This window comes from Caulobacter sp. GW821-FHT09H08 (assembly GCF_059415885.1).
Map to the genome: position 1 here is coordinate 112,911 of NZ_JBWKOC010000003.1, position 12,490 is coordinate 125,400.

At 69.0% G+C, this 12,490-nt stretch carries 16 protein-coding genes; 8 read left to right on the top strand and 8 right to left on the bottom strand.

The features are described from left to right. Positions 1-62 precede the first annotated feature (62 nt). Both AC07NN_RS10270 and AC07NN_RS10275 read left to right on the top strand, forming a co-directional pair. Entirely contained in the window at positions 63-695 is a 633-nt protein-coding gene (locus AC07NN_RS10270; RefSeq protein WP_494640333.1) for a TetR/AcrR family transcriptional regulator, read from the top strand. A gap of 50 nt (positions 696-745) precedes the next feature. Then, complete coding sequence (locus AC07NN_RS10275) at positions 746-949, top strand: hypothetical protein (RefSeq protein WP_494640335.1); 204 nt, start codon at positions 746-748, stop codon at positions 947-949. Between the two features lie 148 nt (positions 950-1,097). On the opposite strand, the gene AC07NN_RS10280 is transcribed toward AC07NN_RS10275, so the two are convergent. Next, positions 1,098-2,462 (bottom strand): aminotransferase-like domain-containing protein, encoded by a 1,365-nt coding sequence (locus tag AC07NN_RS10280; protein ID WP_494640337.1) that lies wholly within the window; start codon positions 2,460-2,462, stop codon positions 1,098-1,100. Between the two features lie 50 nt (positions 2,463-2,512). Between AC07NN_RS10280 and AC07NN_RS10285 the strand changes: the two genes are divergently transcribed. Beyond that, positions 2,513-2,923, top strand: coding sequence for a DUF983 domain-containing protein (locus tag AC07NN_RS10285; protein ID WP_494640339.1), 411 nt, complete (start codon positions 2,513-2,515; stop codon positions 2,921-2,923). 11 nt (positions 2,924-2,934) lie between these two features. Here the strand turns inward: AC07NN_RS10285 and AC07NN_RS10290 are convergent, their stop codons facing one another. Then, the gene (locus tag AC07NN_RS10290) at positions 2,935-3,393 is read right to left on the bottom strand and encodes a carboxymuconolactone decarboxylase family protein (protein ID WP_494640343.1); all 459 of its coding nucleotides are present in this window, start codon (positions 3,391-3,393) and stop codon (positions 2,935-2,937) included. 107 nt (positions 3,394-3,500) lie between these two features. Between AC07NN_RS10290 and AC07NN_RS10295 the strand changes: the two genes are divergently transcribed. After that, entirely contained in the window at positions 3,501-4,361 is an 861-nt protein-coding gene (locus tag AC07NN_RS10295) for a sigma-70 family RNA polymerase sigma factor (RefSeq protein ID WP_494640346.1), read from the top strand. On the opposite strand, the gene AC07NN_RS10300 is transcribed toward AC07NN_RS10295, so the two are convergent. Continuing rightward, the gene (locus tag AC07NN_RS10300; RefSeq protein ID WP_494640348.1) at positions 4,358-4,975 is read right to left on the bottom strand and encodes a GNAT family N-acetyltransferase; all 618 of its coding nucleotides are present in this window, start codon (positions 4,973-4,975) and stop codon (positions 4,358-4,360) included. The genes AC07NN_RS10295 and AC07NN_RS10300 overlap by 4 nt on opposite strands. 5 nt (positions 4,976-4,980) lie before the next feature. Further along, entirely contained in the window at positions 4,981-5,289 is a 309-nt protein-coding gene (locus AC07NN_RS10305; protein ID WP_494640350.1) for a polyhydroxyalkanoic acid system family protein, read from the bottom strand. A 131-nt stretch (positions 5,290-5,420) separates the two neighbouring features. Here AC07NN_RS10305 and didA point away from each other — a divergent pair, with 131 nt between their 5' ends. After that, positions 5,421-5,642 (top strand): DNA damage-induced SOS-independent cell division inhibitor A, encoded by a 222-nt coding sequence (didA, locus tag AC07NN_RS10310; protein WP_494640352.1) that lies wholly within the window; start codon positions 5,421-5,423, stop codon positions 5,640-5,642. A 46-nt stretch (positions 5,643-5,688) separates the two neighbouring features. After that, entirely contained in the window at positions 5,689-6,693 is a 1,005-nt protein-coding gene (locus AC07NN_RS10315) for a dipeptide epimerase (RefSeq protein ID WP_494641838.1), read from the top strand. Between the two features lie 75 nt (positions 6,694-6,768). On the opposite strand, the gene AC07NN_RS10320 is transcribed toward AC07NN_RS10315, so the two are convergent. Next, a complete protein-coding gene (locus AC07NN_RS10320) occupies positions 6,769-7,746 on the bottom strand; it encodes a winged helix-turn-helix transcriptional regulator (RefSeq protein ID WP_494640354.1) in 978 nt (325 codons plus the stop codon). 109 nt (positions 7,747-7,855) lie between these two features. Here AC07NN_RS10320 and AC07NN_RS10325 point away from each other — a divergent pair, with 109 nt between their 5' ends. Next, positions 7,856-9,079, top strand: coding sequence for an acetyl-CoA acetyltransferase (locus AC07NN_RS10325; RefSeq protein WP_494640356.1), 1,224 nt, complete (start codon positions 7,856-7,858; stop codon positions 9,077-9,079). A gap of 84 nt (positions 9,080-9,163) precedes the next feature. Beyond that, complete coding sequence (locus AC07NN_RS10330; protein WP_494640358.1) at positions 9,164-9,964, top strand: DUF1295 domain-containing protein; 801 nt, start codon at positions 9,164-9,166, stop codon at positions 9,962-9,964. Here the strand turns inward: AC07NN_RS10330 and AC07NN_RS10335 are convergent. The 3 genes from AC07NN_RS10335 to AC07NN_RS10345 form a co-directional block, all read right to left on the bottom strand. Beyond that, positions 9,961-11,127, bottom strand: a complete 1,167-nt coding sequence (locus AC07NN_RS10335) for an alpha/beta hydrolase (protein WP_494640360.1) — start codon at positions 11,125-11,127, stop codon at positions 9,961-9,963. The two genes, AC07NN_RS10330 and AC07NN_RS10335, sit on opposite strands and share 4 nt — an antisense overlap. A gap of 108 nt (positions 11,128-11,235) precedes the next feature. After that, complete coding sequence (locus tag AC07NN_RS10340; protein WP_494640362.1) at positions 11,236-11,652, bottom strand: hypothetical protein; 417 nt, start codon at positions 11,650-11,652, stop codon at positions 11,236-11,238. Positions 11,653-11,702: 50 nt separating this feature from the next. Next, a complete protein-coding gene (locus tag AC07NN_RS10345; RefSeq protein ID WP_494640364.1) occupies positions 11,703-12,458 on the bottom strand; it encodes a DUF72 domain-containing protein in 756 nt (251 codons plus the stop codon). Between the last annotated feature and the right edge of the window lie 32 nt (positions 12,459-12,490).

Consider the following 12,490-nt stretch of genomic DNA (forward strand, 5'->3'; position numbering starts at 1 on the left):
AAGTTATCAGTGATTGATAATGCTGCCTTGTCAAGCTGGCAAGGCGGCGCCAAGGACTCAGGATGACGACTTTGAAGACCCGCTCGCCGCGCAAGCCCAAGGGCCAGGGCGCCGAGCGCCGCGAGGAGATTCTCGACGCCGCGCAGAGCCTGTTCGCCCAGAAGGGTGTGCACGCGGTCTCGACCCGCCAGATCGCCGAGATCGCCGGCATCTCGCAGCCGGCGCTTTACGCCTACTTCACCACCAAGGACGACATCGCCGCCGAGCTGTGCGTGCGGGCCTTCGCGATCCTGGGGCAGCGGATGGGCGACGCCCGGGTCGACTACACCCCGACGCCGGAGAACTTCGAGCGCTGCCTGCGGGTCTATATCGACTTTGGTCTGGACCATCCGGATGCGTACCGCGTGGCCTTCATGCTGGAGAAGAGCGTCGACGGGTCGTTTCTGGAAAAGACCGGCGGAAAGCCGATGGCGGCCGGCAAGGAGGTCTTCGCGGTCTTCGTCGAGATGGTGAGCGAGCTGCACGCCAAGGGGCTGACGGCCGAGGACGACGTCATGGCCGCCACCCAGTCGCTGTGGGCCGGCCTGCACGGCCTGGTTTCGCTGCTGATCGCCCGGCCGGAGTTCCCGTGGGTCGACCGCGGGCAACTGATCACGACGCATGTGGCCATGCTGGTGCGCGGGGCGTTGAAGTAGGATCCTCAAGCCTCTAGATGAGCGCCTCGAATTTCCGCGAAGGATCCCCCATGGCCAAGCTCCTGCCGCTCCAATCGTTCAGCCTGCAGGAAACCGAGGACGGCTACCGCCTGCTGGTCTCGGCCATCGGCGGCGAGTCGCTCTATGTCTCGATCACGCCCGACCAGATGGACGACATCATCGACAGCCTCGAGAACGCCATGGGCGGCGAGGGGGACGGTGAGGGCGAAGGCGAGGACGACGTCGAGTACTAGAGGCTTCTTTCATTCGATCTTCCCAGCGAATGCCGGGATCCAGATCTCAAGGCGCTGGGCCTGTTTGGATGGGCGCGGTGTTTCTAGAGCCCGCTCCAGCGCTCTTCCATCTGGGCCCAGCATTCGCCGGGGAAATCGGAGCTTGGGACTAGGGGGCTTGTAGCCCCGCCAACGCCCGCAGCCCCCGCGCCAACGTCCCGCGCTTCCCCGCCGCGCCCAGCGAGATCCGCAGGCCCTCGCCGGCCACGCCTGGCGCCCGGAACGCCTCGGCCCCGACCAGCGCCAGGCCCCGCTCCCGCGCCGCCGCGCTCGCTACGGCCCCCGGCAGCCAGACATGCAGGCTCTCGAGCCCGCCGACCGCCGCCGGCAGCAACTCCTCTGCCAAGGCCCGTCGCGCCATGGCCTCTTCCCGGATCCCCGCCAGCAGTCGCCCCGCGACGCCCTCGCGGATCCAACTGGTCACCACGGCCGCCATCAGAGGCGCGGGCATCTGGGCGATGCTGTGTAGCGTCGCCGCGAGGCCCTCCGCTCGCCCCGGCGGCGCAACGACATAGGCCACCCGCAGGCCGGGCGAGAGCGCCTTGGCGGTGGTGGCGACGTGGAACACACCCTCCGGCCAGAGCGCCGCGAGGGCGGGCTGGGGCGCGGCCGGCAGCAGGCCGTAGGCGTCGTCCTCGATGATCGTCACGCCGGCCCTGCGCGCGATGTTCACGACCGACTCGCGCCGCGCCAGACCCATGGTCGCCGCCGTCGGGTTCTGGAAGGTCGGGGTGCAGCAGATCAGGCGCGGGCGATGCTCGGCGACCCGACGCGCGAGGGCTTCCGGCTCGAGGCCCTCGGCGTCCAGCGGGCACGCCACCACCTTCACGCCGCGCCGGGCGGCCGTGGTCAGGAGACCAGGATAGGCGAAGGCCTCGACCAGGATCGTGTGGCCCGGCGCGGTCAGGTGGTCCAGCAGGGCCGACAGCGCCGTCTGGGCGCCGCTGGCCACGACCACGCGCTCGGGCGCGACCTCGCCCAGCACCGGCGCAAGCCAGGCCGCGCCGGCCGTCCGCTGGGCCAGGGAGCCCGCGCCGGGGTGGTAGGCCATCAGGGTCGCCGGATCGGTCCGCGCCAGGATCGCGCCGGTCGTCTCGCGCAGCAGGGCGGCCAGGTTCAGCCCCAGCGGAGGCGGCGGCAGGTTCATGGAGAGGTCGACCAGGCCGGCCTCATCCTCGTTCGTCCGTGAACGGATGAAAGTGCCGCGCCCAGTCGTTCCCTCGATCAGGCCGCGCTCGCGGGCCAGGGCGTAGGCGCGGGTGACGGTAGTGAAGTCAATCCCGACCAGCCGTGCGACCTCGCGCTGGGCGGGGATCTGGTCGCCGGCCTGCAGCTCGCCCTCGGCCACCGCGTTCTCGAGCGCCTGGGCGATGCGGCGATAGGCCGGGCCGTCCAGGCTCTCGATGCGACGCAACCACGCAGCCGCCGGATTCGGTGATCCCTTAGTTGCGGGCATCGGCTCATTTCCATACATTATTCTCGCAATGTATGGATCAATCCTGCGATTGTAGGAAGGGGTCTTCGATGACCGACTACCAAGTGTACGACAGCCCGACGCCGGTCGAAGCCGGCTTCAAGTGCTGCTGCCCGCGCTGCGGCGAGGGCAAGCTGTTCCGGGGCTTCCTGAAGCTGGCGCCGTCCTGCGAGCGCTGCGGCCTGGACTACGGCTTTGCCGACCCGGCCGACGGACCGGCCTTCTTCGTAATGAGCGGCGTCGGCATTGTCGTCATCGCGTTGTTCGCCTGGGCCGAGGTGGCCTGGCATCCACCGATCTGGATCCACCTGCTGACGACCTTTCCGGCCCTGATCCTGGGCTGCCTGGGGACCTTGCGCCCCGTGAAGAGCTGGCTGGTCGCCGCGCAGTACATCAACAAGGCCGAGGAAGGCCGTTTCGAGAGCCTGGGCCGCCACGACTACGATCCGCGGCGGCTCTGACGGCGCTGGGGTTAGAACCCCAGCGACCCCGCCACCTGGCGCGTCGCCGCGTTCAGGCGGTTCCAGACATTGATCGCCGAGATGCTCATCAGCAGCCCCGCCAGAGCCTTCTCGTCATAGTGACGGGCGGCCTCGTTCCAGACGTCGTCCGGCACGCCGTCGGCCTTGTCGGCGATGCGAGTCACGGCTTCGGCCAGGGCCAGGGCGGCGCGTTCGGCGTCGGTGAAGTAGGGGGTGTCGCGCCAGCCAGCGACGGTGGCCAGGCGCTCGGGGCTCTCGCCCGACTTGGCGGCGTTGCGGGCGTGCATCTCCAGGCAGACGCCGCAGCCGTTGATCTGGCTGACGCGCAGGTGCAGCAGCTCGTGCAGGGTCTCGGGCACGCCCTCGACATGGGCGGACTTGGACAGGGCGATCAGCGCCTTCATGGCGTCGGGCAGCAGGAAGGCGGGCTGTTTCATGCGGGCTTGCATCGGAATCTCCGTGGGCTTTTGTTTCGGTTCGACGCCGGAGCCGGTCACATCCGGCGGTTCGCGTTCGTCGAAGGTGTGACGGAAGCCGACGGAGCGATGTGACCGCCATGAGCGAAAAAAATTATCTGGCCGAGAAATTCGAGGCCGACCGGGCCCGCCTGCGAGGCGTGGCCTATCGCATGCTGGGCTCGCTGCCCGAGGCCGAGGACGCGGTGCAAGAGGCCTGGCTGCGCCTGGCGCGCGCCGACACTAGCGGCGTCGACAACCTGTCGGCCTGGCTGACGACGGTGACCTCGCGCGTATGCCTGGACATGCTGCGCTCCAAGAAGTCGCGTCGCGAGGACGCCCTGCTGGAAGGCGGGCCCGAGCCCTCGGTCAGCGGCGAGGACGCCATCGAGCGCGAGACCATTCTCGCCGACTCCGTCGGCCTGGCTTTGCTGGTCGTGCTGCAGTCGCTGAACCCGGCCGAGCGCATCGCCTTCGTGCTGCACGATCTCTTCGACATGCCGTTCGAGCAGATCGCTCCGATCGTCGAGCGCACGCCCGACGCCGCCCGCCAACTGGCCAGCCGCGCCCGCCGCCGGGTGCGTGGCGGCGAGGCGCCGCTGGACGACGCCCAGGTGGCGCAGAAGAGCGTGGTCGACGCCTTTCTGACCGCCTCGCGTACGGGCGACTTCGCGGGCCTGATGGCTGTGCTCGACCCCAACGTCGTCTTCCGCGCCGACGCCTTCGCCGGTCGCGGCCAGGCCAAGGAGCTGGTCGGCAACGCGGCGGTCGCGACCTACTACGACGGCCTGGCCAAGACGGCCCGCAGCGCCCTCATCGACGGCGTTATCGGCGCTGTCGTGGCCCCGCTGGGCAAGCTGATGCTGGTCATCGACATCAAGGTCGAGAACGGCCGGATCGTCGAGATCTCGGCCGTCGGCGATCCCGAGCGGGTGGGTAAGATGGAGCTCGCGGCCGTCTAGCCGCTGATGACGGAGGTCACTTCGCCGACCTCGGACCAGCCCATGGTCCGATAGAGCGCGCGGCCGTCGGGGGTGGCGATCAGGGCGCCGGTCGTCACGCCCCGCGCCATCGCGGCGGCGGTCAGTCGGTTCATGATCGCCCGGCCGAGGCCCAGGCGACGGTGAGCCTCCTCGGTGACGATGCGGTCGAAGGTGGCGTTCTGGCCATCCAGGCCGCATCGGCCCACGGCGGCCAGGCTGCCGTCGGGGGCGTCGACCTCGATGTTCACCGTCTTCGGCGTCTCGATCAGCCGGGCGACATAGCCGGTCGGCAAGGCGGTCTCGGCGACGGACAGCGTCGTCGACATCAGCCAGTGGGTGTCGCGGAACGTCCAGCTGTCAGGGACCATGGCCTGCACCGCCTCGCGCGAAGCCAGGGCTTCGACATAGACGAACGGCTCGGTGACGCCCGCGACCACGCGTCGATAGAGGTCGGGATCGAAGGCGCTCAGCACATGCCGGCCCACCTGCTCGGGCAGGTCGATCCGCATCCAAAGCCCGGCCGGACCCGGTGTCGGGTCGACATAGCCGCGCGCCCGGCAATAGCCGGTGGCCCAGGTTTCCAGCGTGACCATTGGTATTACTTCAGCAGCGCCTGGCCGCGACGGGTCAGCTCGTCCTTGATCTTGCCGGCCGCCATACCGAGCAGGCCGGGCAGGGAGACGTCGAGGCGCGCGTGGTCATCCAGCACCTGGACGACGCCGTTGATGGTCGAGCCCATGGCCACGGCCGAGAAGTTCAGCACGTCGCCGGCCCAGCTCTGCGAGAAACGGCTGGCGTCGCCGCCGGGGATCTGGCCGGCCAGCTGCGACAGGCCCTCTTCCAGGCGGCGCTTGGCCTCGGCCGCGCCCAGCTGGTGGGGGATGTTGATGCTGACGGTCTTGGCCATGGAATCCTCACGAACACTCACCCGCTGAAATGCGGCTGATGACGGTCCAGTTCAATACGTCCGATTCTGGCGCAGACCCTGGTCAAGGTCGTTTCCATCAGATGAGGCTTTCCTTGGATCAGGGGCGCGACATGACCGACTATGCCATCACCCAGCCGTTCACCGCCCAATCTCGCTTGGCCAATCGCCGCTTCGTTCGCCCGGGCCGTCCCGGTGGTGTGCTCGGCGCGATCCACTATGCCGGCGTGCTGTTGGTCTGGGCCGTGCTGTTCGTCGTCGACCGTCCCCTGGCGCTGAAGGTGATGGCCGAGCGTCGCGCCGACTCGCCGATCCCGCGCCACTGGGGCTGGTGATCTGAGGGGCTAGTCGGATTTCGCGAAACGCGGCATGCCTTCGCGCATGTCGATCGCCGTCTCCGCCCGCCCGGTCTCGCACCTGCTGAAGGCCCCGTTCCGCATTTCGCGCGGCGTCAAGACGGCCGCCGAGGTGGTCGAGGTCATCGCCCAGGCCGACGGCCATGTCGGGCGCGGCGAGAGCGTGCCCTACGGTCGCTATGGCGAGACGGTCGACAGCGTGCTGGCCCAACTGGCGCCGGCCCTGGCCTCGGACGATATGGAAGCCGCCAGCGCCGCCCTGCCGCCCGGCGCGGCCCGCAACGCTCTGGACCTGGCCCTCTGGGATCTGCGCGCCAAGCGCACCGGCGTCAGCGTCGCTGAGGCCACCCGCCTGCCCATTCCGACCGCGCTGGTCACCGCCGTGACGGTCAGCCTGGACACGCCGGCCGCCATGGCCGCCGCGGCCGCCGCCGTCGCCGACGCGGCGCTGATCAAGATCAAGCTCTCGGCCGAGGACCCCGCCGCCCGCCTGCGCGCGGTCGCGGCCGCCGCCCCGAATTCGCGGTTCATCGTCGATCCCAACGAGGGCTGGACCTTCGCCATACTGGACGGTCTGAAGCCGCTGCTGGCCGACCTGCCGATCGCGCTGGTCGAGCAGCCGCTGCCGGCCGACGCCGACCACGAGCTGGAAGGCTGGGACCCGCCGTTCACGGTCTGCGCCGACGAGTCCGTCCATGTCGGCGGCGACCTCGCGGCGCTGAAGGGCCGCTACCAGGCGGTGAACCTGAAGCTCGACAAGACCGGCGGCCTGACCGAGGCGGTCGGCATGCTGAAGGCGGCGCGGAGCCTGGGCTTCCAGGTGATGACAGGCTGCATGGTCGCCTCGTCGCTGGGCGTCGCGCCGGCGCTGCACCTGGGCGGGGCGAGCGACTTCGCGGATCTCGATGGGCCGTGGTGGCTGAAGGTGGATCACCCCGGCGGTTTGCGGGTCGAGCGCGGGCGGATCAGGCCGCCGAAGCCGGGGTTCTGGGGCGATGCGGTCGAGGCAGAAGGGCTGTGGCTAGGTTGAACTTCTCCTCCCCTTCTGGGGGAGGTGGCCCAGAGGGCCGGAGGGGGCAGCTCGGCCTAGGCCGGCGATGCCGCCTCAGTCGCTCCGCGACAGTTCCCCCAGAGGGGGAGCAGGAATGTGTGTATTCTCCATATCCACACCCCCGCCACACGCTCCGCAGCGCACCACCGGCTCCAGCCGCGCCCCGCAGCTGTGTGTCAGGATTTCCGGCGCTCCCTCGTTTTCGGCCAGCCACCGGTCGCCCCAGGCCATCAGCGTCACGACCAGCGGGAACATGTCCCGGCCTTCCTTGGTCAGCCGGTATTCCCAGCGCTCCGGCCGCTCCTGATAGCGCACCCGCTCCAGCACGCCGCGCTCGACCAGGCGGCCCAGGCGGTCGGTCAGGATGTTGCTGGCGACCTTCAGCTCGTCCTGGAAATCCTTGAACCGCCGCAGGCCGTAGAACGCCCCGGCGAGGACGTGGGCCATCCAGCGGTCGCCGAGCACCTCGATCGAGCGCTCCAGCATCGGATGCAGCGCCTGCCCGCCCACGTCGTCGTGGCTGGCGCGGCGCGAGTGGCGGGCGGGGGCGGCGGGCTCGAAGCCGGCGCCGGGGCCGGGTGAGAGCGTGATGTCGCGCACCTTCACCGTCTCGCCACAGGCCTTGCAGGCCAGGACGGGCTTCAGCGGCTGGCCGCAGGGCTCGTGGACGATGCGGTGCGAGGGGGTGTCGGGATCGAAGCGCCAGCGCATCTCCCAGCCCAGCAGCACCAGCGCCGCGTCATGGAGATCGCGGCCCATGGCGGTCAGCCGGTATTCGTAACGAGGCGGGCGATCCTGATAGAGCCTGCGCTCCAGGATACCGCCAGCCTCCAGGCGCTTCAGCCGATCGGTCAGCAGCGAGCGGGCGACGCCCGTCATCTCGACGAAGCCGTCGAAGCGCTTCACGCCCATGAAGGCGGCGTACAGCACCAGCAGGGTCCAGCGGTCGCCGATCAGGTTCAGCGCGCGGGCGGCTGAACTGCGTCTCACAAGCGCAGTCGCTTTGGGGGCTGGGGTCTTCTGCGGGACCATGCGGCTTGGTGGGGCGTTTCGCCTGGAAGTGTCAACGTCGTGGACTCGACGGAGGTCGCTTGTATAATCGAACTAACTAGAACGTACACGCCCATCGGGGAGGTCGCGCATGGTCTATTTACTGGGCGGTTGGCAGAGCGATTTCGCCGCCAACTGGAGCCGTGAAGGCCGAGACCTGGCCGACGCCTTTGCGCAAGGCGTCGGCGAGGGGCTGGCGGCCGTCGACCTGGAGCCCGAGGATGTCGAGACGGGCCACGTCGGCAACTTCGCCGCCGAGCTGTTCGCGGGGCAGGGCCTGTTGGGCGGCATGTTCGGCCTAGTCCACCCGGCCTTCGACGGCCTGCCGACCGCGCGGCACGAGGCGGCCTGCGCCTCGGGCAGCGTGGCGATCCTGGCCGCGACCGCCGAGATCGAGGCCGGGCGCTATGACCTGGCTTGCGTCGTCGGCATCGAGCAGATGCGCAACGTCCCCGGCCAGAAGGCGGCCGAGAACCTGGGCAGCGCCGCCTGGGCCGGTCACGAGTTCCAGGACGCCCGCTTCCTGTGGCCGCGCGCCTTCTCCGACCTCGCCGACGAGTACGACCGGCGCTACGGGCTGAAATACGAGCACCTGATGGGCATCGCCGAGGTCAATTTCGCCAACGGCAAGCGCAATCCCAACGCCCAGACGCGCGGCTGGAACTTCGGCCCGGACGCCTTCACGACCGACGAGGTCGCCAATCCGGTGGTCGAGGGTCGCACGCGCAAGCAGGACTGCGGTCAGGTCACCGACGGGACGGCCGTGGTGTTCCTGGCCTCGGAAAAGCGGGCCAGGGCCTATGCCGATAAGCGCGGCATCGCGCTGGAGAGCATCCCTCGGATCAAGGGCTGGGGCCATCGCTCGGCGCCGCTCAGCTACGCCCGCAAGGTCGAGGCCAGTCAAGGCGGCGAGTACGTCTTCCCGCAGGTGCGCCGCGCCATCCTCGACGCCCGCGCCCGGGCCGGGATCGCGCCGGACGTCTCGGGCATCGACGCGGTCGAGACCCACGACTGCTTCACCGCCACCGAATACATGGCCATCGACCACCTGGGCCTGACCGCGCCGGGCGAAAGCTGGAAAGCCGTCGAGAACGGCGACATCGCCATCGGCGGCAAGCTGCCGATCAACCCGTCCGGCGGGCTGATCGGGACCGGGCATCCGGTCGGCGCGACCGGCGTGCGGATGCTGCTGGACGCGTGGAAACAGACCTCGGGAAGAGCCGAGGACTATCAGGTCGAGGGGGCCAAGACGGTGCAGACGCTGAACATCGGCGGATCGACGACAACGACGGTGAGCTTCGTGGTGGGGACGTAGCAACGCCCACTCTCCTCCCCCAGAGGGGGAGAAGGACGACGATTACCCACTCACTTCAATCCGACCCCTGCTCAAGGTCTCTCGATGCCGCCCATCTTCACCGTTCTCGCCATCAACGCCCTCGTCTCGGTCATCGCCTTCCTGGCGTTGTGGGTCGTCAGTCTACGGACGAGAGACGTCAGCTTCATCGACGCCTGGTGGGGACCCAGCATGGCGCTGCTGGCCTGGAGCACGTTTCTACAAGCCTCGCCGACCCCGCACGGCTTGCTGCTGACGGGCCTCTGCACCCTCTGGGCGGCGCGGTTGGGCGGCTATCTGTTCTGGCGCTGGCGCAAGCACGGGGCCGACCGGCGCTACGTCGCGATGTTCGCCCATTCGCAGAAGACCCGCGGCTGGGGCTTCGCCAAGACGGCGCTGATCATCGTCTTCGGGCTGCAGGGCGTGCTGGGCTACCTGGTCGCCTTGCCGGTGCAGCTGGGCCAGGGCGGCGGCGCGCTCGGGCCGCTGGCCTGGGGCGGCGCGGCGCTGACCATCGTCGGCATCCTGTTCGAGACCATCGGCGACGCCCAGCTGACGCGCTTCAAGGCTGACCCGAGCAACGCCGGCCAGGTTATGGACAAGGGTCTGTGGCGCTACACCCGCCATCCGAACTACTTCGGCGACGCCTGCGTCTGGTGGGGGCTCTGGCTGATCGCCGCCGAGACCGGCCTGGGCGCCTGGAGCCTGCCGGCGCCGGTGCTGATCACCGTGCTGCTGACCCGCTGGAGCGGCGTGCCGACCACCGAGGGACGGATGCGCCGCAGCAAGCCGGGCTATGAGGAATACGTGGCCCGGACCAGCGGCTTCGTGCCGTGGTTCCCGAAGAAGACGCAGGCTGAGGCCTAGTCCAGCTTCCGCTTCGAGAGCCACCCTGCGATCTCGGCGGCGATCTCCGCCGAGTGCTTCTCCAGCATCAGCATGTGGCCGTCGCCATGCAGGCCGACATCCTCTAGGCGCAGCAGGTCGGTCTTCACGCCCGCCTGGGTCAGGTAGCGCGCCGTGCAGTGGTCGTAGCCGGCGTGGTACGAGGCCTCCGAGACCAGGACCAGCACGGGGAAGCGCGAGAGGTTGACCAGCCGTCGAGCCGGCGCGGCCTGCATCCAGCAGCGCACGCGGTCCGGGGTCTCGGGGGCGGCGTCCTGCACGCGGGCCAGATCCTTGGGATCGGCCAGGGGCGGATCATAGGCCAGTGGCGTCGTGGTCAGGCCCCAGGGGCGGGCCAGCTTGTCGGGGCTGCTGTCGCCCCACGGCGGCGGCGCGCCGAAGAAGGGCGGGCCGCTGGGCTCCAGGGCGACGATGGCCTTCACCAGCGCCGGGCGCGCCTCGCCGATCGACCAGCCGAACGCGCCGGCCTGGGAGTGGGTGACGACGATGGCCGGGCCGATCCTGTCCAGCAGGGCCGCGCCGGCCTCGGCGACCAGCTTGGCCGAGACGCCGCCGGCCGCGCTCTCGACCTGCGAGGCGTAGAACTGGTCGAAGGCCGGATCGCCGGGGGCGCCGGTCCCGGGCCACTGGCTGTGCAGTTTCGCCTGCGGCCAGCCGGCGGGTTCGCCGGGCTTGGCGTCGAAGGTCTGGGTGGCCGTGAACCGCTGCATGACGAACGGCGGCGGCCGGCGCTCGGCCGGGCCGTAGGCTTCGCGGTCGTAGCCGGAGGCGCCGCGCCCTGGCTGGTCCATCAGATAGACCGCCCAGCCGCGCTCGACGAACCACTTGGCCCAACCGGGCCGGCCGTCCGGCGTCGAGAGGAAGTTGGTGATCGTCTGGCCGGCGCCGGGAATGAAGACCAGCGGCGTCGGGTGCTTGCGGACCTTAGGCGTCAGGTAGAGCACGTGCGCCTGGCCGGTCATGGCTTGGCCGTCGCGGATGTAGTGGCCGCCGACGAAGAAGGTCGCGACGTCGGCGATGCCGGTGCTGGGCGGGGGCGCCTTGGCGGGAGACTGGGCGGCGACGGGCAGGGCGAGAGCCGCGCCGGCCAGCAGCGCGGCGATGCGGCGGAGCGGGGTGGTCACGGGCGCTTCCTCGCGGGGGTCTGATGATCCCCAGGGTGCTCTTTGGAGATGACGGCGGCTAATGCCGATATCGGCGGGGGCAATGCGCGCCGCGCATACCTGAGGCGGCTAGTAGCCGAAGATCGTCAGAACATTCTCGCGGTCGACGCGCTCTTCGATCCAGTCAGCGACAAGCCCTAAGAAGGCTTCGATCGCCTTGCGAACTTCCGTCGCGTTCACTTGGCGAAGGAAGCTCTCCGTGTCGGTCTCGACGTCGTCGTCGGCGTCATAGCTTAAGATCCATACGACGTCCGAAGCTGCCAGGTGTTCACCGGCTGCAAGACGGTCAGCGGTCGCCCTGAGTTCCAGCGCCGCGCGCCGCCAGACCGACGCTTCGAGTTCCGCGATCCCATATCGGGTGTCGGGATGATAGTTTGGCGCGACGCGAACTAGGATTGGCTCGATAAAGCTGTACGCGGTGTCGGTGAGATGTAGCCGCAGCGCGCCGAGGTTGGACTTAGCCCCTTCAGCGATATCGACCGTCATTCCTCCCACAGACTCTCGACTGGCCTGGACTTCGAACTCTTCGAGTAACTTCACCCCTTCAACTTCTCGATCAGCGCCATCGCCGCCGCCGGGTTGCGGACCTTCGCGCCAGCGATGAAGTAGGCGAAGACGTCGCCGCGTTCGGCCCAGGCTCGGGCCTGTTTCACCACCCCATCCAGATCCTCCGAGCTCATGCCCGTCGGCTCGTCGGGCTTGCTGGACATCAGGCGGGCATAGGTGAAGTCGGCGGTCGGCTGGTCGATGCAGGGCCAGGTCGGCTCCTCGTCGTCGACGGCGTAGACGATGGCCGCGCCGTACTTGGCGGCCAGGTCGTAGAACTCCTGACAGGCGAAGGTCGGGCTGCGGACTTCCAGGGCGTGACGCAGGCGGACGCCCTTCAATTCCTTTGGCAGCAATTTCAGGAAACCCTCGAAATCCGCCGCGTCGAACTTCTTGGTCGCCATGAACTGCCAGTTGATGGGACCCAGCTTCGGGCCGAGTTCCTCCAGCCCCTGGGACAGGAATTTTTCGAGGGAGTCGTTGTTGGCCGACAGCACCTTGCGGTTGGTGCAGAAGCGGCTGGCCTTGACCGCGAACACGAAGTCGTCCGGCGTCTCGTCGCGCCACTTCTGCCAGCTGTTGGGCTTGAAGGTCGAATAGTAGGTGCCGTTGATCTCGATGCTGGTCAGCTTGGACGCGGCGTATTTCAGCTCGTCCTTCTGCTTGACGTCATCGCCATAGAAGGTCCCGCGCCAAGGCTCGAACGTCCAGCCGCCGATACCCGTCCGGATCACGCCCTTGGCCATGTTTGTTCCCTTCCTGTTCTCGCGAAACCTAA

Bases quoted from the DNA above. Each gene is read 5' to 3' on its own strand.
- AC07NN_RS10270 (WP_494640333.1), top strand. From the start codon at position 63: ATGACGACTTTGAAGACCCGCTCGCCGCGCAAGCCCAAGGGCCAGGGC.
- AC07NN_RS10275 (WP_494640335.1), top strand. From the start codon at position 746: ATGGCCAAGCTCCTGCCGCTCCAATCGTTCAGCCTGCAGGAAACCGAG.
- AC07NN_RS10280 (WP_494640337.1), bottom strand. From the start codon at position 2,462: ATGTATGGAAATGAGCCGATGCCCGCAACTAAGGGATCACCGAATCCG.
- AC07NN_RS10285 (WP_494640339.1), top strand. From the start codon at position 2,513: ATGACCGACTACCAAGTGTACGACAGCCCGACGCCGGTCGAAGCCGGC.
- AC07NN_RS10290 (WP_494640343.1), bottom strand. From the start codon at position 3,393: ATGCAAGCCCGCATGAAACAGCCCGCCTTCCTGCTGCCCGACGCCATG.
- AC07NN_RS10295 (WP_494640346.1), top strand. From the start codon at position 3,501: ATGAGCGAAAAAAATTATCTGGCCGAGAAATTCGAGGCCGACCGGGCC.
- AC07NN_RS10300 (WP_494640348.1), bottom strand. From the start codon at position 4,975: ATGGTCACGCTGGAAACCTGGGCCACCGGCTATTGCCGGGCGCGCGGC.
- AC07NN_RS10305 (WP_494640350.1), bottom strand. From the start codon at position 5,289: ATGGCCAAGACCGTCAGCATCAACATCCCCCACCAGCTGGGCGCGGCC.
- didA (WP_494640352.1), top strand. From the start codon at position 5,421: ATGACCGACTATGCCATCACCCAGCCGTTCACCGCCCAATCTCGCTTG.
- AC07NN_RS10315 (WP_494641838.1), top strand. From the start codon at position 5,689: ATGTCGATCGCCGTCTCCGCCCGCCCGGTCTCGCACCTGCTGAAGGCC.
- AC07NN_RS10320 (WP_494640354.1), bottom strand. From the start codon at position 7,746: ATGGTCCCGCAGAAGACCCCAGCCCCCAAAGCGACTGCGCTTGTGAGA.
- AC07NN_RS10325 (WP_494640356.1), top strand. From the start codon at position 7,856: ATGGTCTATTTACTGGGCGGTTGGCAGAGCGATTTCGCCGCCAACTGG.
- AC07NN_RS10330 (WP_494640358.1), top strand. From the start codon at position 9,164: ATGCCGCCCATCTTCACCGTTCTCGCCATCAACGCCCTCGTCTCGGTC.
- AC07NN_RS10340 (WP_494640362.1), bottom strand. From the start codon at position 11,652: ATGACGGTCGATATCGCTGAAGGGGCTAAGTCCAACCTCGGCGCGCTG.
- AC07NN_RS10345 (WP_494640364.1), bottom strand. From the start codon at position 12,458: ATGGCCAAGGGCGTGATCCGGACGGGTATCGGCGGCTGGACGTTCGAG.